The 19,983-nt window shown below is 64.5% G+C and carries 19 protein-coding genes; 13 read left to right on the top strand and 6 right to left on the bottom strand.

Going from position 1 to position 19,983, the window contains the following annotated elements:
• The first annotated feature begins 111 nt into the window (after positions 1–111).
• The 5 genes from Q7J44_RS14695 to Q7J44_RS14675 all read left to right on the top strand — a co-directional run bounded on the left by Q7J44_RS14695 (position 112) and on the right by Q7J44_RS14675 (position 4,863).
• Positions 112–1,503, top strand: coding sequence for a circularly permuted type 2 ATP-grasp protein (locus Q7J44_RS14695; RefSeq protein ID WP_304881276.1), 1,392 nt, complete (start codon positions 112–114; stop codon positions 1,501–1,503).
• A gap of 7 nt (positions 1,504–1,510) precedes the next feature.
• Positions 1,511–2,461, top strand: a complete 951-nt coding sequence (locus Q7J44_RS14690) for an alpha-E domain-containing protein (protein ID WP_304881115.1) — start codon at positions 1,511–1,513, stop codon at positions 2,459–2,461.
• Complete coding sequence (locus tag Q7J44_RS14685; protein WP_304881113.1) at positions 2,461–3,288, top strand: transglutaminase family protein; 828 nt, start codon at positions 2,461–2,463, stop codon at positions 3,286–3,288. Before Q7J44_RS14690 ends, Q7J44_RS14685 begins: the two co-directional genes overlap by 1 nt.
• A 94-nt stretch (positions 3,289–3,382) precedes the next feature.
• On the top strand, positions 3,383–4,048 hold the full coding sequence (locus Q7J44_RS14680) for a hypothetical protein (RefSeq protein WP_304881112.1): 666 nt from the start codon (positions 3,383–3,385) through the stop codon (positions 4,046–4,048).
• A gap of 92 nt (positions 4,049–4,140) precedes the next feature.
• Positions 4,141–4,863, top strand: a complete 723-nt coding sequence (locus tag Q7J44_RS14675) for a peptidase (protein WP_304881110.1) — start codon at positions 4,141–4,143, stop codon at positions 4,861–4,863.
• Between the two features lie 85 nt (positions 4,864–4,948).
• Here Q7J44_RS14675 and Q7J44_RS14670 read toward each other — a convergent pair whose 3' ends face one another.
• Both Q7J44_RS14670 and Q7J44_RS14665 read right to left on the bottom strand, forming a co-directional pair.
• Positions 4,949–5,896, bottom strand: coding sequence for an alpha/beta fold hydrolase (locus Q7J44_RS14670; protein ID WP_304881108.1), 948 nt, complete (start codon positions 5,894–5,896; stop codon positions 4,949–4,951).
• On the bottom strand, positions 5,893–6,180 hold the full coding sequence (locus Q7J44_RS14665; RefSeq protein ID WP_304881106.1) for an SCP2 sterol-binding domain-containing protein: 288 nt from the start codon (positions 6,178–6,180) through the stop codon (positions 5,893–5,895). Before Q7J44_RS14665 ends, Q7J44_RS14670 begins: the two co-directional genes overlap by 4 nt.
• Positions 6,181–6,248: 68 nt before the next feature.
• On the opposite strand from Q7J44_RS14665, the gene Q7J44_RS14660 reads away from it, so the two are divergent.
• From Q7J44_RS14660 to Q7J44_RS14640, 5 genes are all read left to right on the top strand, one after another.
• Positions 6,249–6,806, top strand: coding sequence for a tetratricopeptide repeat protein (locus tag Q7J44_RS14660; RefSeq protein ID WP_304881104.1), 558 nt, complete (start codon positions 6,249–6,251; stop codon positions 6,804–6,806).
• A gap of 24 nt (positions 6,807–6,830) precedes the next feature.
• Entirely contained in the window at positions 6,831–9,806 is a 2,976-nt protein-coding gene (locus Q7J44_RS14655; RefSeq protein ID WP_304881102.1) for a helicase-related protein, read from the top strand.
• Between the two features lie 3 nt (positions 9,807–9,809).
• Positions 9,810–10,130 (top strand): RNA-binding S4 domain-containing protein, encoded by a 321-nt coding sequence (locus Q7J44_RS14650; RefSeq protein ID WP_304881100.1) that lies wholly within the window; start codon positions 9,810–9,812, stop codon positions 10,128–10,130.
• A gap of 51 nt (positions 10,131–10,181) precedes the next feature.
• Positions 10,182–10,520: a ferredoxin FdxA gene (fdxA, locus tag Q7J44_RS14645; RefSeq protein WP_304881098.1), complete on the top strand. Its 339-nt coding sequence runs from the start codon at positions 10,182–10,184 to the stop codon at positions 10,518–10,520.
• A 291-nt stretch (positions 10,521–10,811) separates the two neighbouring features.
• Complete coding sequence (locus Q7J44_RS14640; protein WP_100197925.1) at positions 10,812–11,321, top strand: CarD family transcriptional regulator; 510 nt, start codon at positions 10,812–10,814, stop codon at positions 11,319–11,321.
• Positions 11,322–11,369: 48 nt separating this feature from the next.
• Here Q7J44_RS14640 and Q7J44_RS14635 read toward each other — a convergent pair whose 3' ends face one another.
• Positions 11,370–12,125, bottom strand: a complete 756-nt coding sequence (locus Q7J44_RS14635) for an adenosylcobinamide-GDP ribazoletransferase (RefSeq protein ID WP_304881094.1) — start codon at positions 12,123–12,125, stop codon at positions 11,370–11,372.
• 79 nt (positions 12,126–12,204) lie between these two features.
• Here Q7J44_RS14635 and cobT point away from each other — a divergent pair, with 79 nt between their 5' ends.
• Entirely contained in the window at positions 12,205–13,221 is a 1,017-nt protein-coding gene (gene cobT, locus Q7J44_RS14630) for a nicotinate-nucleotide--dimethylbenzimidazole phosphoribosyltransferase (protein WP_304881092.1), read from the top strand.
• Positions 13,222–13,238: 17 nt separating this feature from the next.
• On the opposite strand, the gene Q7J44_RS14625 is transcribed toward cobT, so the two are convergent.
• Complete coding sequence (locus Q7J44_RS14625) at positions 13,239–16,382, bottom strand: hypothetical protein (protein WP_304881090.1); 3,144 nt, start codon at positions 16,380–16,382, stop codon at positions 13,239–13,241.
• Between the two features lie 172 nt (positions 16,383–16,554).
• Here Q7J44_RS14625 and Q7J44_RS14620 point away from each other — a divergent pair, with 172 nt between their 5' ends.
• Positions 16,555–17,283, top strand: coding sequence for an SIMPL domain-containing protein (locus tag Q7J44_RS14620; RefSeq protein WP_304881088.1), 729 nt, complete (start codon positions 16,555–16,557; stop codon positions 17,281–17,283).
• A 77-nt stretch (positions 17,284–17,360) separates the two neighbouring features.
• Here Q7J44_RS14620 and Q7J44_RS14615 read toward each other — a convergent pair whose 3' ends face one another.
• Together Q7J44_RS14615 and Q7J44_RS14610 are read right to left on the bottom strand one after the other, a co-directional pair.
• Positions 17,361–18,653, bottom strand: coding sequence for an O-acetylhomoserine aminocarboxypropyltransferase/cysteine synthase family protein (locus tag Q7J44_RS14615; protein ID WP_304881086.1), 1,293 nt, complete (start codon positions 18,651–18,653; stop codon positions 17,361–17,363).
• 202 nt (positions 18,654–18,855) lie between these two features.
• The gene (locus tag Q7J44_RS14610) at positions 18,856–19,308 is read right to left on the bottom strand and encodes an Lrp/AsnC family transcriptional regulator (protein ID WP_304881084.1); all 453 of its coding nucleotides are present in this window, start codon (positions 19,306–19,308) and stop codon (positions 18,856–18,858) included.
• Between the two features lie 72 nt (positions 19,309–19,380).
• Here Q7J44_RS14610 and Q7J44_RS14605 point away from each other — a divergent pair, with 72 nt between their 5' ends.
• Complete coding sequence (locus Q7J44_RS14605) at positions 19,381–19,974, top strand: LysE family translocator (RefSeq protein WP_304881082.1); 594 nt, start codon at positions 19,381–19,383, stop codon at positions 19,972–19,974.
• The last annotated feature ends 9 nt before the right edge of the window (positions 19,975–19,983 follow it).

Genomic DNA, 19,983 nt, shown 5'->3' with positions numbered 1-19,983 from the left:
GGAATACGGGCAGGAAATGCAGGCTCCCCCTTTCGCAGTTGGAAACGGACTGATTTACTGACTTCAAGAACGAGGGCACGGGGGCCGTTTGTGACAAGTTACTTCAATGAGATGTATCAGGGCAGTGACGTGCGCGCACCCTATGCGCGTCTGCAGGACTGGATGACCTCCATGCCCGCCGAACTGCGCCAGATGAAGCAGGCCGAGGCCGAGGCATTGTTTCGCCGTATCGGCATCACCTTTGCGGTCTATGGCGAAGGCGGCGATCCCGACCGGCTGATCCCGTTCGACATGTTCCCCCGGGTGTTTTCCGGGGCCGAATGGGCGAAACTGGAACGCGGCATCAAGCAACGGGCACGGGCGCTGAATGCGTTTCTGGTCGATGTCTACGGGCGCGGAGAGATCGTGCGCGCCGGTCGCATTCCCGGCCGTCTGGTCTATCTGAATGAGGCCTATGAAAACTCTGTCGTCGGCTTTGTGCCGCCCAAGGGGGTCTATTCCCACATCGTCGGCATTGATCTGGTGCGCACGGGCCCTGATGAATTCTTCGTGCTGGAAGACAATTGCCGCACCCCTTCCGGCGTCAGCTATATGCTGGAAAACCGCGAGATCATGATGCGGATGTTCCCCGACCTGTTCCGCGAAAACCGGATCGAGCCGGTGGACAGCTACCCCGAAATCCTGCGCCGCACCCTTGCCAGCGTCGCCCCCGCCAAATGTGACCGCGACCCGACGGTGGTGATCCTGACGCCGGGGCATTACAATTCGGCCTATTACGAGCATTCCTTTCTGGCCGACCTGATGGGCGTGGAACTGGTCGAAGGGCAGGATCTGTTTGTCGAAGGCGAATACGTCTTCATGCGCACCACCGAAGGCCCGCGCCGGGTGGATGTGATCTACCGCCGTCTGGACGATTCCTACATTGACCCGCTGTGTTTCCGCCCGGATTCCATGCTGGGCATTCCGGGGCTGATGGATGTGTACCGTTCCGGCGGGGTCAGCATCTGTTCGGCACCGGGGGCAGGGGTGGCCGATGACAAGGCAGTCTATACCTATGTGCCCGAAATGATCCGGTTCTATCTGGGCGAAGAACCGATCCTGAAGAATGTGCCGACCTGGCAATGCGGCAAGGATGACGATTGCAAATACGTGCTGTCCAACCTCAAGGATCTGGTGGTGAAAGAGGTTCATGGCTCTGGCGGCTATGGCATGCTGGTGGGGCCGAAAGCCTCGGCGGATCAGGTGGAACTGTTCCGCGCCCGCATCACCGCCAACCCGCACAACTACATCGCCCAGCCCACGCTGGCGCTGTCCACCACGCCGACCTTTGTTGCCGAAGGCATCGCCCCCCGTCATGTCGATCTGCGGCCCTATTGTCTGGTGGGCGAGCGGATCGAACTGGTGCCGGGTGGCCTTACCCGCGTGGCGCTGACCGAAGGGTCGCTGGTGGTAAACTCGTCGCAGGGCGGGGGCGTCAAGGATACCTGGGTGCTGGCGGAGTGAACACATCATGCTGAGCAGAACCGCAGACAACCTCTTCTGGCTCGCCCGCTATCTGGAGCGTGCTGAAACCTCGGCCCGACTGCTGGAGGTGGGGGCGCGCATCGCGCTGATGCCCTCGGCGGCAGGCTATCGCAACGAATGGGAATCGCTGCTGCACGCCAGCGGCACCGCCAACGGGTTCGCCAAGAAATACGGCGATGCCGTCCAGCGCAATCTGGAAAGCTGGTTCTTTTTTGACAGCGACAACGCGTCTTCTGTGATGTCGTGCATCACGGCGGCGCGTGAAAACGGGCGCATCGTGCGCACGGCCCTGACCACGCAGGTCTGGGATGCGCTCAACACCGCGTTTCAGGAATTGCGCCAGCTGGAACGCCGCCCGCGGTCAGAGCTGGACCTGTCACTGCTGACCGACTGGACCATGCGCAACACCGCCCTTGTGCGCGGGTCCATTGACGCCACCCTGTTGCGCAACGATGGCTGGGATTTCCTGAATCTTGGCTATTATCTGGAACGCGCCGACAACACCGCCCGGCTGATGGATGTGAAATATTATGTCCTGTTGCCAAAGATCGAATTTGTCGGCTCGGGTCTCGACAATTACCAATGGACCACGCTCTTGCGCGCCATGTCCTCGCACCGGGCGTTTCACTGGGCTTATGGGGGCGAGGTGACGGCGGCCAAGATTGCGCATTTCCTGATCCTGAACCCGCAATGCCCGCGCAGCCTGATCACCTGTGTCGAAGGCATGACCAACCATCTGGACCGTCTGGCGCGCAGCTACCAGCGCAAGACCTTTGCGCAGGAACGGGCGCGCGGCATTCATGCCGAACTGGCCGAACTGCGGGTCGAGGATGTTTTTGAAGAAGGGCTGCACGAATTCCTCAGCCGCTTTATCGGGGATATGGCGCATGCCGGGTCTGTTGTCCGCGACTGCTATCTGAATGGGGATGTGCGCTGATGTTGCTGAGTGTTGATCATGTCACCCGCTATTTCTACGACCAGCCAGTGCGCGGCGTGGTGCAAAGCCACCGGCTGATGCCGTCGCAATGCGCCGGGCAAAAGATGATCCGCTGGAAAGTCAGCGTCAGCGATGGCCAGATGGGCGGCGGTTTCCGCGATGGCGCGGGCGATTGGGTGCAGGGCTGGACCGTGCTTGGCCCGGTCAATGAAATCACCGTGCGGGTGACCGGCCAGATTGAAACCGTCGATATGGCCGGCGTGCTGCGCGGCCATAAAGAGTTGACACCGCCGGAAGCCTATCTGCGCAGCACCCACCCGACCGAGGCCGATGCAGCATTGGCCGCACTGGCCGATGGACTGACGCCGGCGCAGGATGCGCTGGCCGCCGCGCATGATATCTCTGCACGGGTGTCGGACGCCATTGTCTATACGGCAGATACCACCAACGCCCACACCACCGCCGCCGAAGCCTTGGCGCAGGGCACTGGCGTCTGTCAGGATCAGGCCCATGCCGTGATTGCGGTGGCGCGCCACATCGGCCTGCCCGCGCGCTATGTTTCGGGCTACCTTCTGGTCGGCGTTGACGGCGCGGCAGCCGAGGCCGCCCATGCCTGGGCCGAGGTGTTTATCGCCGGGCTGGGCTGGGTGGGCTTTGATGCCGCCAACCGCTGCTGCCCGGATGACCGCTACATCCGGCTGGGCTCGGGGCTTGATTCGCCGCACGCTGCAATGATCCGGGGCATCGCGCGCGGGCAGGGTGAAGAAAGCCTTGACGTCTCGGTCACGGTGCAGGCGTCGCAAACCCAGTCGCAGACACAGCAATAGCAGGGATTTTGCGGTAAATTCCCTTATTTTGCCGCGCTCTTGCCACATCCTGGGGGCAGCGTGCCCCTTGCGACAGGATCGCAGGGGATACACCATGGCCTTGGCCTATGACTTTGACATTTTCAGGATCATTCCGGATTTCGGAACCACTGATCCACGCCTTGCCGGGATGCTGGAAGATTTCAGCACTGGTCCGGAACGCGAGTCTGCCACCGTGGCCCTGTTCCGCGACCCGCGCACGGCTGATGCGTTGCGCCGCGCGCCCCCTGACCTGCGAAAATACCTGCTCGAGTCGGGCTTCGGTCTGAACACCTATAAATCCGGCGCTCCCGCCGGTCATTATCCCGCCAGCGATGAAGCGGCGCGTCTGGATCTGATCCACCGGCTTGCCGAAAACGCACCCGGCTTTGCCTTGCCGGGGCCGGAAGAGGCTGCCGAGGGCGGCGATGTGTTTCGGCTGGGTCAATTTCTTGAGGCGCTGGACCAGTCCCAGCCGATTGACATCTCCGCATCGGACCCATCCCCGCCGGACCACCAACAGGATCACAGCGCCGGTCCGGTCCTTCCCCGGAAACACACCTTGCCGGCCCTGTTCGAAACCGAGCCCCTCGCGGATGCACCCGTCATGGCCGAGACGGCAGCGACCCGCCGCAAATTCTGGCAAAGCCGCTTTTTCCGCATCGGTGCAACGGCTGTCCTGGTGCTTGGCGCGATGCAGTTGGCCAGTGGCCCCGCCCTGATCGTGCTTGCCAGCCTGTGATCTGGCGGTCGGGGCCGCGCGCAGCATCATCGCCCCTTTCCATCCCCGCGCCCCGGCGATAGCGTGCAGCGGAACGTCATGGGGACCCTGAAATGACCTATTGTGTCGGCCTGTTGCTGAATGAAGGCATGGTGCTGCTGTCGGACACCCGCACCAACGCCGGTCTCGACAACATCGCCACCTATCGCAAGATGTTTCATTTCGAAAACCCGGGCGAGCGGATCATCACAGTGCTGACCGCAGGCAGTCTGTCGGTCACCCAAACCACCATCGCACGCCTGCGCGACGCGATTGACAGCCCCGACGCCACGCCCGAAACCTCGGTCCTGCTGGCCCCGACCATGCTCGCGGTTGCCGAAATCATTGGCGATGTGCTGGCGCGGGTGCGGCGCGACATTGATGAAAAACTCTCCATGGCGCAGGGTGCCAGCGCCACGATGATCGTCGCCGGTCAGCGCAAGGGCGGCGGCATGCGGATGTTCCTGATCTACCCCGAAGGCAATTTCATCGAGGCCACCGAAGACACGCCTTTCCTGCAGATCGGCGAACACAAATACGGCAAACCCATCCTCGACCGGGTGGTGAAGCCCACCACAACGCTCAGCGATGCGCAAAAGGCGGTGCTGTTGTCGATGGACTCGACGCTGCGCTCCAACCTGTCGGTCGGCATGCCGCTGGATCTGTGCGTGGTCATCCGCGATGAGCTGCGCATCGGCACCCTGCGCCGGATCGAGGCGGGGGACGAATCCTTCCGCGCCATGAGCGACGCCTGGTCCCACGCCCTGCGCGACGGATTCAGTCAGATCACGATCTGACCCGGCGCACCGCGCGCCCGGATTGCTGTTTTCCAGACAGACCGCGCAGGGCGGCCCCCATCGGGCGCCGCGCGCGGCCGGCCGCTTAGGGATGCGCGTCGAACAGTTCTGCCGTCATGTCAAAGAACCGCTGCCGGCGGTCCGGAGTTTCCATCAGAATCTCGTGTTCGGCGCCCGCAAACAGTTCCAGCCGCCCGCGCCGCCAGCCTGCCATCCGCAGATGCACCGGGGCGACATCCACCACCTTTTCCGCGCTGCCCAGGGCGGTCAGCGCCGGGTAATCCGGGGCAGGGGCCAGCGACATGTCGCGGCATTCCATGAGTGCCGTCTGCAGCCAGGCCAGACTCGGCCCGCCCAGTGCCAGTTCCGGACGTTCCACCACCTGCCGCTTCATGTAGCGCCACATGTCCGGGTCGTTGGTCAGCACATTGCCGCCAAACTCGGCCTCCAGCACATAGCTTTTTTCCGATGTGCTGGGGGCAAAGCGGTGCGCGCGGCCAAACCAGCCCGACAGCTGCGCCACCGGCTGGGCAAAGGGCCGCATCCAGGCGGCCATCGCAATGCCCCACATCGGGGCCGAAAACGAGGCGGCTTTCACCGGCAGCCCCCGCATCAGCGACCGCAAGGCAATCGCCCCGCCCATCGAATGCGACAGCAGATACAACGGCTCGGGCAGGCCAAGCCGCCTGACCAGCGCCAGAACTGCCTGCACATCCAGCTGATAATCCTGAAACCGCCCGACATGGCCCATCATGCGGTCCGGCAAGATCCGGTCCGCAAGCCCTTGCCCGCGCCAGTCGATAGCCACTGTCGCATAGCCGCGCGCCTGCAGGTCCGCGGCTGCCATGCCGTATTTCTCGGCATATTCAGTGCGGCCGGGGAACAGCAGCACCGTACCCTTTGCCCCAACCGGCCAGACCCCGGCACGGATGCGCAGCCCATCCTCAGCCGTCAGCCAGAACGCTTCCCCACCCTGGGGGCCAAGGGCAAGATCGGCATAAAACGGTGCCGGAAGGAGCGCGCCTGCCGTCACCCCAGAACCGAACCCAGCTTCATCGCCAGACCCATGCTGCCATCGACTGCCAGCTTGCCCTGCATGAAGGCCATGGTCGGGTTCAGATCGCCGTCCAGAATGCGTTTGAACACTTCGGCACTGGCGGTCATCGTCACATCTGCCGGGTCATCGCCCGCGCGCACGCCCGTCGGGTCCAGCATGATTGCGCCTTCGCCTTCGATCACGAATTTTGCGACACCGTCAAAACCGCCGGACAGTTTTTTTGACAGCACGTCGACGGCTTCTGTTACCACGTCGCTCATACAAATTCCTCTCTGCCTTGTGAGGGCTTGGATATGGTGTTTCTGCGCCAATGCGCTACCATCATCATATGAAAGTTCATCGTCAGTTTCTCAATCCTATCGTTGCGGCACTTTTCGCAGTTTTTCTGCTGACGGCGACCGCCGGGGCGGAAGAACCGCTTGATGGGATGTTCGACAAGCTGAAATCTGCCGATGCCCGCGCCGCCGCGCGGCTGGAGCGGGAAATCTGGAATGAATGGTCAAAAAGCGGATCTCCGGCGATGGATCTTTTGCTGCAACGTGGGCGCGATGCGCTTGCCGCAGGCAACCCGGCCGAGGCGATTGATCATTTCACCGCGCTGACCGACCACGCGCCGGAGTTTGCCGAAGGCTGGAATGGTCGCGCCGCTGCCTATTATCAGGCGGGGCAGTTCGGCCCCTCGATCGCAGATATTGCCCGCACCCTGACGCTCAACGAACGGCATTTCGGGGCCATGGCCGGGCTTGGCGCGATGTATGAGGAACTGAACAATCCGCAAAAGGCGCTGGAAGTGTATCGCGCCGCCCTGGCTATACATCCCAACCTGCGCGGCGTATCACAGTCGGTGCAGCGGCTTGAGGCAAAGGTCGCAGGTACTGATCTGTAACGGCAGGGCGTAAAGGCACACAGGATGAGCGCGACCACGGGCCGGGTCACGGCGGTCCTTGGGCCGACCAACACCGGCAAGACGCATTACGCCATCGACCGGATGCTGGGCCACCGCACCGGGGTCATCGGCCTGCCGCTGCGCCTGCTGGCGCGAGAGGTGTATGACCGGATTGTCGCGCTGCGCGGCCCATCGGTCGTGGCGCTGGTGACGGGTGAAGAACGCATCGTGCCCGACCGCACCCAGTATTGGGTCTGCACAGTAGAGGCGATGCCGCTGGAAATCGGCGCGGATTTTGTGGCGATAGACGAGATTCAGCTTTGTGCTGATCCGGACCGGGGCCATGTCTTCACTGACCGGCTGTTGCGGGCGCGTGGCCTGCATGAAACGCTGTTTCTGGGGGCAGAAACCATGCGCCCGGCGATTGCCGGGCTGGTGCAGGGCGTGACCTTCCTGAAGCGCGAGCGGTTCAGCACGCTGACCTACACAGGTTCGAAAAAGATAAGCCGGATGCCGCCACGCAGTGCCATCGTCGGGTTTTCGGTTGAAAACGTCTATGCCATTGCTGAACTGATCCGCCGGCAAAAGGGCGGTTGCGCCGTGGTTATGGGCGCGCTTTCCCCCCGGACCCGCAATGCGCAGGTGGCGCTGTATCAGAACGGCGATGTTGATTATCTGGTCGCCACCGATGCCATCGGCATGGGCCTGAACCTTGACATCAAGCACATCGCCTTTTCCGCCACCGCCAAATTCGATGGCCGCCGGATGCGCGGGCTTTTCCCGCAAGAGCTGGCGCAGATCGCGGGCCGGGCCGGGCGTCACACGGAAAACGGCACCTTCGGCGTGACGGGCGAAGCGCGGCCCATTGATGAGGATGTCATCGAGGCTATCGAGAACCACCAGTTCGCCCCGGTCCGCAAACTGATGTGGCGCAATCATCAGCTGGATTTCGGCACCGCCGACCGCCTGATCCGCAGTCTGGAGGAACACACCTCCAACGAATGGCTGACCCGCGCCCGCGACGCTGATGATGTGCTCGCCCTCAAGGCGCTGGTGGAAATGGCCGAGGTGCGCGACCGCCTGACCACCCCCAAACGTGTGCAATTGCTATGGGATGTCTGCCGCGTCCCCGACTTTCGCGGGTCCAGTGACAGCGACCATGCGGGCCTGCTGGCGACGATTTTCGAATACCTCTGCGGCCGGGGCTTGGGTGGGGGCAGAGTGCCTTCGGACTGGATCGGCAAGGCAGTGGCCAGAATCGACCGGACCGATGGCGATATCGATGCCATTTCCAAACGGTTGGCGTATATTCGCACCTGGACCTACATTGCACAGCGCAAAGGCTGGGTTGATGACGAAAGCCATTGGCGCGACGAGACGCGCGCTGTAGAAGACCGCCTGTCAGATGCGTTACACGCACGACTGACGCAGAGATTTGTAGACCGGCGGACCAGCGTTCTGCTTCGCCGGTTGAAACAGAAGGAGACCCTCGTGGCCGAGGTGAATGACAAAGGCGAAGTGACCGTTGAGGGCGAGTTTGTCGGCAAGCTGGAGGGATTCCGGTTCCGGCAGGATGCCAGCACCTCCCCCGATGAGGCGAAGGTGATGGCGCAGGCCGCCGTTCAGGCGCTCAAGCCCGAATTCCACCTGCGGGCGGACCGTTTCTACAACGCGCCCGACACCGAGATGGATTTCACCGAGCAGGGGGGCCTGATGTGGGGCACCACCGCGGTCGGCAAGCTGGTCAAGGGCGCCGAGGCGCTGCGCCCGTCTGTTGAGGCTTTCGTCGATGACGAAGCCGGGTTCGAGGTGGTGGAAAAAGTCCGCCGCCGCCTGCAGCATTTCATCGACCGCAAAGTGGCCGCGCAGTTTGAGCCGCTGGCCGCGATGAGCCGGGACGAAACCCTTGCCGGGCTGGCCCGCGGCTTTGCCTTCCGTCTGGTCGAAGGCCTTGGCGTTCTGCCGCGCGACGTTGTGGCGAATGACGTCAAGGAACTGGATCAGGAAGCGCGCGGTGCCCTGCGCAAGCATGGCGTGCGCTTTGGCCAGTTCACCATCTTCCTGCCCTTGCTGCTGAAACCTGCGCCAACGCGTCTGCGGCTGGTGCTGTGGTCGCTGTGGAATGGTCTGGACGAATTCCCCGAAAGCCCGCCCCCCGGGCTGGTGACGATTCCCAACGTGGCCGAGGTGCCGAAAGAGCATTACACGCTGGCAGGCTATCACCCGGCGGGCAGCCGTGCGATCCGCATCGACATGCTGGAACGTCTGGCCGATATCCTGCGCCAGAAAGACAGCCGCGCCGGGTTTGAGGCGACGCCGGACATGCTGTCGATCACCGGCATGACGCTGGACCAGTTCGCCGATCTGATGGCCGGTCTGGGCTATAAGGGTGAAAAGGCCGAACGCGCCAAGGTCAAGGCGGCAGAGCCGGTTGTGGTGCTGCCCGCTGTCGACCCCGATGCGCCGCAGAACCCGATTCCCGAAGAGGTTTCGGTGCTGGCCCCGGTGCCAGAGCCCGAACCGGCGGAGCCTGAAGCGGAACCCGCAGCGCCAGAGATGGAGTCGTTCTACACCTTCACCTGGGCTCCGAAGCCGCGCAACGCCCGCCCCGAACGCGGCGCCCGCCCGCAGGGCGAACGCCGCGACCGGCCACAAGGGGACCGCCCGCAAGGCGACCGTCCGCAAGGGGATCGCCCACAGGGTGACCGTCCGCAGGGAGATCGGCCGCAGGGAGATCGGCCGAAAGGCGACCGCCCGAAGTCAGACCGCCCACGCGGCGACAAACCGCAGGGTGACAGGCCGCAGGGTGATCGTGGCCCGCGCCCGCAAGGTGACGGCAAGCCCTATGGCAAGGGGGATCGCGGCAAGGGCAAGGGCGACCGTCCGGATCGCAACGACAACAAGCCGCGCCAGTTTGAGGCCCGCCCGCAGCGTGCCGACAAACCGATCGACCCTGACAACCCCTTTGCTGCGCTGCTGGCGCTGAAGGGCAAGGTCTGAGGCTTGGCCGGGCCGGGGGCTAAGCCCGCGCCCGACACCCGGCCGCGTCTGCGGCTGGATAAATGGTTGTGGCAGGCGCGGTTTTTCAAATCGCGCGGCCTGTCTGCCGACGTGATCGAAAGCGGCCATTGCCGGGTGAACGGCCAGCGCACCCGCAAACCCGGCCACGGCATCTGCACCGGCGACGTGCTGACCTTTGCTCAGGGCAAGCAGATCCGCGTGATCAGGGTTCTGGCCCTTGGCGAGCGGCGCGGCCCGGCGGCCGAGGCGCAGGCGCTTTATCTCGACCTCGACCCGCAAGCGCTGCCAGAGGCGCTTGAATGATCCCCCGGCTTGCACTAGCTAGTGACCCGACCAATCCAAGGGCCTGATCCGATGACTTATGTGGTGATTGATAACTGTATCGCCTGCAAATACACCGACTGCGTCGAAGTCTGTCCGGTGGACTGCTTCTATGAAGGCGAAAACATGCTGGTCATTCACCCTGATGAATGCATCGACTGTGGCGTGTGCGAACCCGAATGCCCCGCCGATGCGATCCGCCCGGACACAGAACCGGATATGGATGCCTGGGTCTCTTTCAACCGCAAGTATTCGGAAATGTGGCCTGTGATCACAGTCCGCCGGGACCCGCTGCCCGAAGCCGAGGCGCGGGACGGCGAAAAAGACAAACGCGATAAGTATTTTTCCGAAGCGCCGGGCGAGGGCAGCTGAGCACTTATTGACACGTGATTCGGCAACGCTGCCATGCTGATTCGGCGTGGCTTGGGAAAGTTCAATGATTTCAATGGCAGATACCCGGGGTGCCCGGGTTTGCGGCAGTTGGAATCAGGTGAATTTTGTGCTATACATATATGACAAACAACCATGGACGCCTGACATCCGCTCAGCGCTGCTCGCCTGAGGTGGACATTCTTGTGACATCTGCCACCGCATCGCCGGACATTTTCATGTCCGGGCGGTACTTTTGTCGCCAGAGGGCCTCCGCTGTTAGGAAGCGACTGAATGACCAAGTCCAAAAGACCCGAGTTCCGCCCGAATGAATTCGTTGTATATCCCGCTCATGGCGTGGGCAAGATCATGTCCATTGAAGAGCAGGAAATCGCCGGATTCAAGCTGGAGCTGTTCGTCATCACCTTTGAAAAGGACAAGATGACGCTGCGGGTTCCCACGCACAAAGCCACCGAAATCGGCATGCGCGCCTTGTCGGCCCCCGATGTGGTGTCCAAGGCGCTGGATACGCTGAAAGGCAAGGCCAAGGTCAAGCGGGCCATGTGGTCGCGCCGCGCACAGGAATATGAGCAAAAGATCAACTCCGGTGATCTGATGGCCATTGCCGAAGTGGTGCGCGACCTGCACCGCAGCGATGATCAGCGCGAACAATCCTATTCCGAACGTCAGCTGTACGAAGCCGCGCTGGAGCGTCTGACCCGCGAAGTCGCCGCTGTGTCCGGCGTTGATGCAGGCTCTGCTGCCAAGACCGTCGATGACGTTCTGGTCAGCCGCGCCGCTTGATCCGATCTTTATGTTACAGGAAACGGCGGCCCATCGGGGCCGCCGTTTTCATGCCAGCCAGCCCGCCGCAGCGGCCAGCGCCGCCAGAGAGGCCATTTGCTGACTGGCCCCCAGAATATCCCCGGTCTGCCCGCCAATCCGCGCCCGGGCCAGCAGCGCCACCGCCATCGCGGCCAGTGCTGCCGCAACCGCCATCACCCCGGCCACTGGCCCAAGCGGCAGCGCGATCAGCATCGCCACGCCCGAAGCACACAGCGCCGCCCATAGCGGGGGCTGCCCTACCGAATGCGACAGCCCATTGGCCCGCGCCTGCGGCATCAGTGCCATGATCAGCGCCATCGGCGCGCGCGACAGTGCCGCCGCCGCCACAATCGCCCCATAGGCGCCGGCGGTCAGCAGCGCCCCCAGCGCCGACCATGCAGCCAAACCCACCAGCAGCAGCGCCAGCGTGCCATAGCTGCCGATATGGCTGTCCTTCATGATCTCCAGCCGCCGTTCAGGCGTCCAGCCCCCGAACAGCCCGTCGGCTGTATCGGCCAGCCCGTCTTCGTGCAGCGCGCCGGTGGCCATCGCGCCGACCGCCAGCACCAGCGCCGCCGCCAGCCCGACCGGCAGGCCAGCGGCCACCGCCGCCCATCCCGCAGCTGCAGCCAGCCCGCCCACCACCAGCCCCACCAGCGGCCAGGCCCAGCAGGCTGCCGCGCGGTGGTGGCGGGTTTGCGGAAGGGGCAGGCGGCTCAGCAACCCGAAGGCCGAGGCAAGATCGGCCGGAATCCACACCGGCCTGTCGCGTTTGGCTGTCATACCGACCTTTCCCGGCTGGAAATCCTCTGGCCCAGTCTGTAGCCAAGGCCCCAGCCCCTTGCAACGCAGGAACCCCGGCATGACCGCGCCCTTCACCACCCTCGACAGCTTTCGCTCCCATCTCGCCACGCTCCCCGCACCTGACCCTGCCGCAGGCGCGGCGGCGGCGGCACGCAATGGCCAACTGACCAAACCCCCCGGGTCTTTGGGGCGGCTGGAGGATCTGGCGATCTGGCTGGCGGGTTGGCAGGGCAGGGAGAGGCCACAGGCCAGCGCGCCGCAGGTGGTGATTTTTGCCGGCAATCACGGCATTGCCGCGCGCGGTGTGTCGGCCTTCCCGCCCGAGGTGACGGCGCAGATGGTCGTCAACTTCCGCCACGGCGGCGCGGCGATCAACCAGTTGTCAAAAACCTTTGGGGCGGCAATGACGGTGCACGCGCTCGACCTTGACCACCCCACCGCCGATTTCACCCAAAGCCCCGCGATGACCGAGGCAGAGCTTGTCGCTGCCCTGACCACGGGCTGGAACGCGGTGGACCCGCAGGCTGATCTGCTGGTCACCGGCGAAATGGGCATCGGCAACACCACCTCTGCCGCCGCCATCGCCACCGCGCTGCTGGGCGGCGTGGCAGAGGATTGGGTGGGCCGGGGCACCGGCGTGGATGATCATGGCCTTGCCCGCAAGGCTGATGTGGTACGCGCGGGCCTTGCCGCCCATGCTGCCCTGTTGTCAGACCCGTTGCAGGTGCTGCGCTGCCTTGGCGGGCGCGAAATTGCGGCCATGGCGGGTGCCATTGCCCGCGCGCGGGCTGAACGGGTTGCGGTGGTGCTGGATGGGTTCATCTGTTGTGCTGCGGCGCTGGTGCTGCACCGGACACAGCCCGGCGCGCTTGACCATTGCCTTGCCGGCCATGTCAGCGCCGAGGCGGGGCACGCCGGTCTGCTTGTAGCGCTGGACAAGCAGCCGTTGCTGAACCTTGGCCTGCGCCTTGGCGAAGGCTCGGGCGCGGCGCTTGCGTTGGGGATCGTTCAGGGGGCAGTAGCCTGTCATTCGGGCATGGCCAGCTTTGCCGAGGCGGGGGTCAGCGGGGCCTGAGCCCCACCGGCCACCCCTCAGCCCTTGGGCATCGCGAGGGCCAGCATCCGCCCGCCCTTCTGGTAGCGCACTTCCGATGCGGTGATCGCCTGTACCCGGCCACCGTCAAGATTGTCGCCGACACTGACCTTGCGATAGCGGCCATTCGCCTGCCGCACCAAGGCATAGCGCTTGGATTGCGTGCCATAAACGCCGATCAGATTGATCTTCGACAGGTTGATCGCATTCACAAAGGTGGCCTGCTTGGCCACATTGGCACGGGTTGGAATCGCCGGGGCGGCTGTCGCCACTTCGGGTTCGTCATCCGCCTCATCCGCAGCAGAAGGCTGCCGTGCCGCTGTAGAAGCTGCGGCCACGGCCTGCGGTTGTGACTGCCGGGTTGCCGCCGCCACAGCCGCCTCGACCGCACGGGTCATGTCGCGAGGGCGCGGCGCGGGCACGCGTGAGACCGAAACTGCAAGCGGGCTCAGGCTGCCATCCGGGGCGGCTTCGGCCACGGCCATCTCTACCGCCAATGAGGCAGAGGCAGAGGCCGCGCGCGCAGCCTCTCCTGCCGCCAGAATCGCTGCGGGGCGCAGGCGGGGGCGCAGGCTCGCAAAGCGGCTGTCCTCTGCCGGGGCCAGCGACGGGTCGTCCAGCGCGGCATCGTCTCCGGTGGCTGATGCCGGGGCCAGCCCCTCGGGGCGCAGACGCGGGCGGGCCGAAGACAGCGAAGGATCAGCAGCAAAGGTCTGTGCGGGCTGCACGTCACCGGCCGCAGGCGGCACGGCGGCCGGGTTTGCGGTTTCAGCGGGCACGGGTGCTGCGACAGCTTGCGTAACCGCCTCTGATACCGCAGCCGCGATGGTTGCAGGACGTTGTGGCGGTACGACAGAGGGGCGTCCGGCCACCAGCAACACCCCTTCGGGCGTCAGGATGCCATCGGCAGTGGGCACGATCCGGCCATTGTCGTCAAACTGATACACCGTGCCAAAAGGCGGTGGCGGCATTTGCGCGGCGGGGGGGGCATCGCCTTGTGCTGCGGGTGCCGACAACACCAGCGGATCGTTCAGAGTGGGCGGAGCGTCCATTCCGGCAAGGAAGATCTCGTCCTGATTGGCCGCGCCGGGCTGGGTGGCCTCGGCCACCACTTCCTGCATGCCGGTCTGCGGCGCTGGTTCTGCAACCACGGGGGCAACAACCGCAACATCTTCGGCGGGGGCCGCTTCAGCCACATCCAGGGCAGGCTCCGCAGCGGCGGTTTCTGCGGGTGCCGTTAGGTCAACATCGACCGGCAGATCTGCATCATCCTCCAGATCGGCCAGCATCTCAGCCTCTGCATCCGGCACCTGACCATCCGCAATCGCCTCATCATCGAAGCCGGCAAACTGGATCTCGGTCGCCGCGTCGTCATCCTTTACCAGAATGTAGGATGACCATGCCGCGACCAGCGCCAGCAACAGCAGCAGCACCGCCGTCAGGATCAGGCCCAGATATTTCGGCTTGCCGCGCTGAGGTAACCCGCGCGCGCTGAGGCCCCGGGCAATCGCGTCAGGCGACACCGGCTGCTGGCGTCCGAGCGATTGTGACGCCGCCCGGACAGCGGCCGTGGTCGGTGCCCCATCAAGCGGCGCGGTCAGTGTTGATCCGGCGGACAGAGCCGCAGGCTTGCCCGCATTGGTGGCGGTACCGTTCAGGACGGGCTTTTTCTTGCGGGTGCCGGGAATGCTGGGGGCCGTGACAAGCGTGCCAAGTCCGCGGAAGCCTTTGGCGGTCTTGCCAGCCGCAGCGGGCTGCGGCGTGGGCGGGTCGCCGGGCAGCCGCGATGGCGGCGGTGCCGGATCGTCATAGCTGAATTTCGGGGCAGGTCGCGCGGCTGCGGGCCGTTCGACCACCGGCTTGGCACCCAGCGCCGGGCGCACCGCCGCAGGGACCACCGGCTGGGCCGTGCCCCGGTCAGGACCGGGCGTTGCGGCCCCCAAGGGGCGTGGCGCGCCATCGGCGGGCCGGCGGCTTGCAAAAGCCGAAAGTGCCGCCGCAGATGGCGGCGGCGGCAATTCGTCAGACGGCGGTATCTGCGTCGACACCACCGGGCCACGCGCCCCGGCTGGCATCGGTGGTATGTCCGCACCGTCTTCATCCGTCCCGTCTTCGGTCGGCACGTCCACCGCCATCGGGGCTTCGGCCTCGGCAGCTGTGGCCTTTGCCAACACCTCGGTCAGCCGCGACGGATCATTGCGCAGCTCTGGCGCGGGCGCGTTCGGCGCGGGCGGTGCAACCGGTTCTGTGCGTTGCACAGGCGCAAAATCCGGCCGGGCTGGCAGGGCGGGGGGCAGATCCGGCGCGGTCGCCGGACTTTCGGACGCGGTCTTCTGTGCTGGCAGATCGGGCTGCGGCGCAGGGGCGGGCTCTGGCACGGGGGCGGGATCTGGCAACTCCGGCGCGGGCGCGGCGGGCACCGGGACCTCAGGTTCGGGCAAATCGGGCGCGGCCGTCACGGGCGCGTCCTCGGCAGGAGCGCTTTGCGAAACCGGTTCCGCAACCGGCTCAACCACATCCTTTTGTACTGGTTGCGCAGGCGCACCGGCAAAAACGGCGGAGTCTTCTGCAAACGCAGCCACCGCTGCGGGCGGCGACTCTTGCCCGACAATCCTGACCGGCATTGCATCCGGCTTTACCTGCTGGCCCGGTTTCAACAGGCTGGCGGCCAGAGCCGAGGGGCCAAAGAACGGCTCTTTGTCAAACCCGGACTCCGGGCTTGCCACAAAGGCCACCGGGTTGAACCTGTGTTCGGTTGCGAATCCTTCCGCCTCAGCCAGCGTTTCGCGCGCCACGACCGCCACAGTCACGGTGGGGCCGCTGCCCGACCAGTCGTAGATCAGCTCATCCAGGGCATAGGGCGTGCGCCCGTCCAGCGCCGCCTCTATCTGGGCGCGGCGGCTGGCGTCATCCGGCCCGGACGCATCGATCTGCAGATACAGGATCTGCGACTCGGGGATGATCAGCTTGGTGGTGAGGCCCTTGGGCGACAGCCCCTCTGCGAGGCTGCGCAAATCGTCCAGCGCCGCCCCCAGATCGGGCGTGTCAAAGGCCACAACCCCCAGATCCCGCCAGCCCCCGGTTGTCCGGTGCAAAAGCGAGATGCTGTCTTCGGTCAGGTTCAGGGCAAAGCTGGGTGTCATGTCCGGCGTCTAGCATGAGGATACAAGCTGCGGAAACCGCCTCTTGCTGGCTAAGTCTTTCCTACAGCAGCTTTCCGCCGAATGAAAGAAAAAGCCCCGTGATGCGCCAAGGATCGCCTTGCGGCCTGCGTTCCATGTCCGGAAACTGATTGCATCTTTAGGAGAAGACATCATGCGCATTCTGCACGCCACCCTTATCGCCACCCTGCTTTCGGCCACCGCGCTGACGGCGGTACAGGCCCAGACCGTCGCACAGACGGCCCCACATTCGGCACCCCAGACCGCACAGATCACCGTTACCGGCGAAGGCGTGGTGGACGGCATCCCCGACATCGCCACCCTGTCGCTGGGCGTCACCACCCTTGGCGAGACGGCCGTCGCCGCCATGGCCAGCAATACCGAGGCGCTCAACGCCGTGATGGCCCGGCTGAAAGCGGCGGGCATCGGTGACCGCGACATGCAGACCACCAACCTGTCGATCAACCCGAACTGGACCGGCTATGACAGCGGTGTGCGCCCGCGTATCGACGGCTATACCGCATCGAACCAGTTGACCGTGCGGATTCGCGATCTGGACGGGCTGGGGCAAGTGATCGACGCCGCCATCCAGGACGGGGCCAATACCCTGAATGGGCTGAGTTTTGGCCTGTCCGAACCGCGCCCTGCGATGGATGCCGCGCGCAAGGCCGCGGTAGAGGATGCCCGCGCCCGTGCCACGCTGCTGGTTGAAGCCGCCGGGGCAACGCTTGGCCCGATCGTGTCGATCACTGAAGGCGGTGGCTATGTGCCGCCGCAGCCGATGTTCCGCCAGTCTGCGGACTCGGCAGGCGCGGTGCCGGTGGCGGCGGGCGAAGTCGCCACCACATCATCGGTCACCGTCGTGTTCGAGATCGCCCAGTAAGGGGTACATCCTGCCGGGCGCGCATCGCGCCGCGCCCGGCAGATTTCATTTATTTTCAGGTTGCTGTCAGACAAAGCTCAGGCAGTTGCGGCGTCCATCGCCTGATCCAGATCGGCGATGATATCGGCCAGATCCTCGATTCCGATCGACACGCGCACCACATTCGGCGCCGCCCCTGCCTTGATCTGATCGGCTTCCGACAATTGGCGGTGCGTGGTCGAGGCCGGGTGGATGATCAGGCTGCGGGTGTCGCCCAGATTGGCGACATGGCTGAACAGCTTCATGTTGTCGATCAGCTTGACGCAGGCGTCATAGCCGCCCTTCAGCCCGAAGGTGAACAGGGCACCCGCGCCTTTCGGGCAGATCCGTGGGATGCGGTCGGCATAGGGGCTGCTGTCCAACCCGGCATAGGTGACCATCTCGACCCGCGGATCAGCCTCCAGCCAGCGGGCCACGGCAACGGCGTTTTCCACATGCCGCTGCATCCGCAGCGACAGGGTTTCGATCCCCATCAGTGTGTAGTGCGCGCCTTGCGGGTTCATCGTCATGCCCAGATCGCGCAGGCCGACGGCGATGGAATGGAAGGTGAAGGCCATCGCGCCGAGCGCCGGGTGGAAGGCCAGCCCGTGATAGGCCGGCTCCGGTTCCGACAGGGAGGGGAACTTGCCGCTGGCCGACCAGTCGAACGTGCCCGAATCAACCACCACACCGCCGGTGACCGTGCCATTGCCGGTCAGGTATTTGGTGGCCGAATGCACGACCAGCGTCGCGCCATGCTCGATGGGTTTGCACAGGTACGGCGTGGCCGTGGTGTTGTCGACGATCAGCGGCAGGCCGACCTTGTTCGCAATGGCCGCAATCGCATCCAGATCGGTGATATAGCCGCCCGGATTGGCAATGGTTTCGCAGAAGATCGCGCGGGTGTTGTCATCCACCGCCGCCTCAACCGCCGCCAGATCATCGAAATCGACGAAGGTGGCCGACCAGCCAAAGCGCTTGATGGTCTGGCTGAACTGCGTCAGCGTGCCACCATAGAGCCGGGTCGAGGCGATGATGTTCAGCCCCGGACCCATCAGCGGAAACAGCGCCATGATCTGCGCGGCATGACCGGATGAGCAGCAGATCGCCCCGGCCCCGCCCTCCAGCGCACAGACCCGGTTGGCCAGCGCCGAAACCGTAGGATTGGTCAGGCGCGAGTAAATATACCCGACCTCCTGCAAATTGAAGAGTTTGGCCGCGTGATCCGCATCGCGGAACACATAGGCCGTGGTCTGGTAAATCGGCACCTGACGCGCGCCGGTCGCCGGGTCCGGCTCGGCCCCCGCATGAATGGCCAAAGTGTCAAAGCCGTAGCTGCTTGTGTCGGTCATCTGATGTCCCCCCTGAGCAATGTGCCCCGGACGCTACCGGGGATTGTCGCGGCCATCAACCGGGTGCCAGTTGAAACACGCAGAACAGGCCCTTTGCATTGCCCCTTTCACAAATACTCCCCGCGGAGCGGCCGGCAGCGAACCGGGGAGCGCGCCGCGCGGGAGTATTTGTGAAAGGTGCAACCGGCTGTCGCGCATTTTGTCAGGCGCGCATGTCTTTCGGGCTGCCCATCACGACAAAGGTGGTGATCGACCGGACCTGCGGCAGGACGCCCAGCACATCTGTATGCCAGTGCTTATAGGCGGCCAGATCCGCCGCCTCGACCCGCAGCAGATATTCGACCGTGCCGGTCACATTGTGACATTCGGCCACTTGCGGGGCGCGGGCGATGGCGCGTTCGAACGCCTCTTGTGATTCTTTGGTGTGGCTGTTCAGCCCGACGGTGACATAGGCGATAAAGCCCACCCCCATGGCCACAGGGTCGAGCACGGCGCGATAGCCTTTGATAACGCCCTGCCGCTCCAGTTCCTGCACCCGGCGCAGTGTGGCCGAAGGTGACAGGTTGATGCGGGCGGCAAGGTCCAGATTGGATTGCCGGCCGTCGCGGGTCAGTTCGCGCAATATCTTTTCGTCTGTCGGATCAATCTTCGTCATTTGTTGTGTATGATGCCATATCGCGCCGCAGATCGCAATTTTATGCGGCGTGCCCCGTGGCACAAGTGTTCCGTGACATATGACCTTCTCACCGCGCTTATCGGCTTTGCCTTTGTCACCTCGGTCACGCCGGGGCCGAACAATATGATGCTGTTGGCCTCGGGCGCGAACTTTGGCTTTCGCCGCAGCCTGCCGCATATGCTGGGCATCAGCCTTGGCCATGCGTTGATGGTGCTGCTGCTGGGTCTGGGGTTGGCGCAGGTGTTTCAGATCGTGCCGTCGCTGGGGCTGGCGCTGAAATTCGGTTCAGTCGTGTATATGCTCTGGCTGGCGTGGAAGATCGCCCATGCCGCCGCCCCGAAAGAGGGCACGGTCGGTGGTCGCCCGTTCAGTTTCCTGCAGGCGGCGGCGTTCCAATGGGTCAACCCCAAGGCCTGGGCGATGGCGCTGACAGCGGTGACGGTTTACGCGGGCGGGCAGGGGGCTGCCGCCATGCTGACGGTGGCGGTGGTGTTTGCGTGTGTAAACCTGCCTTCGGTCTCGGTCTGGACCGTGGCGGGCCAGCAGTTGCGGCGCTGGCTGACCACCAACCGCCGGTTGCAGGTGTTCAACTGGACCATGGCGGTGCTGCTGGTGGCATCCCTCTGGCCCATCCTGCGGCTTTAGCGCAGCCGG

The organism is Pseudotabrizicola sp., from assembly GCF_030656345.1.
Classification (GTDB): domain Bacteria; phylum Pseudomonadota; class Alphaproteobacteria; order Rhodobacterales; family Rhodobacteraceae; genus Pseudotabrizicola.
This window is presented reverse-complemented; position numbering and strand designations above follow the sequence as displayed.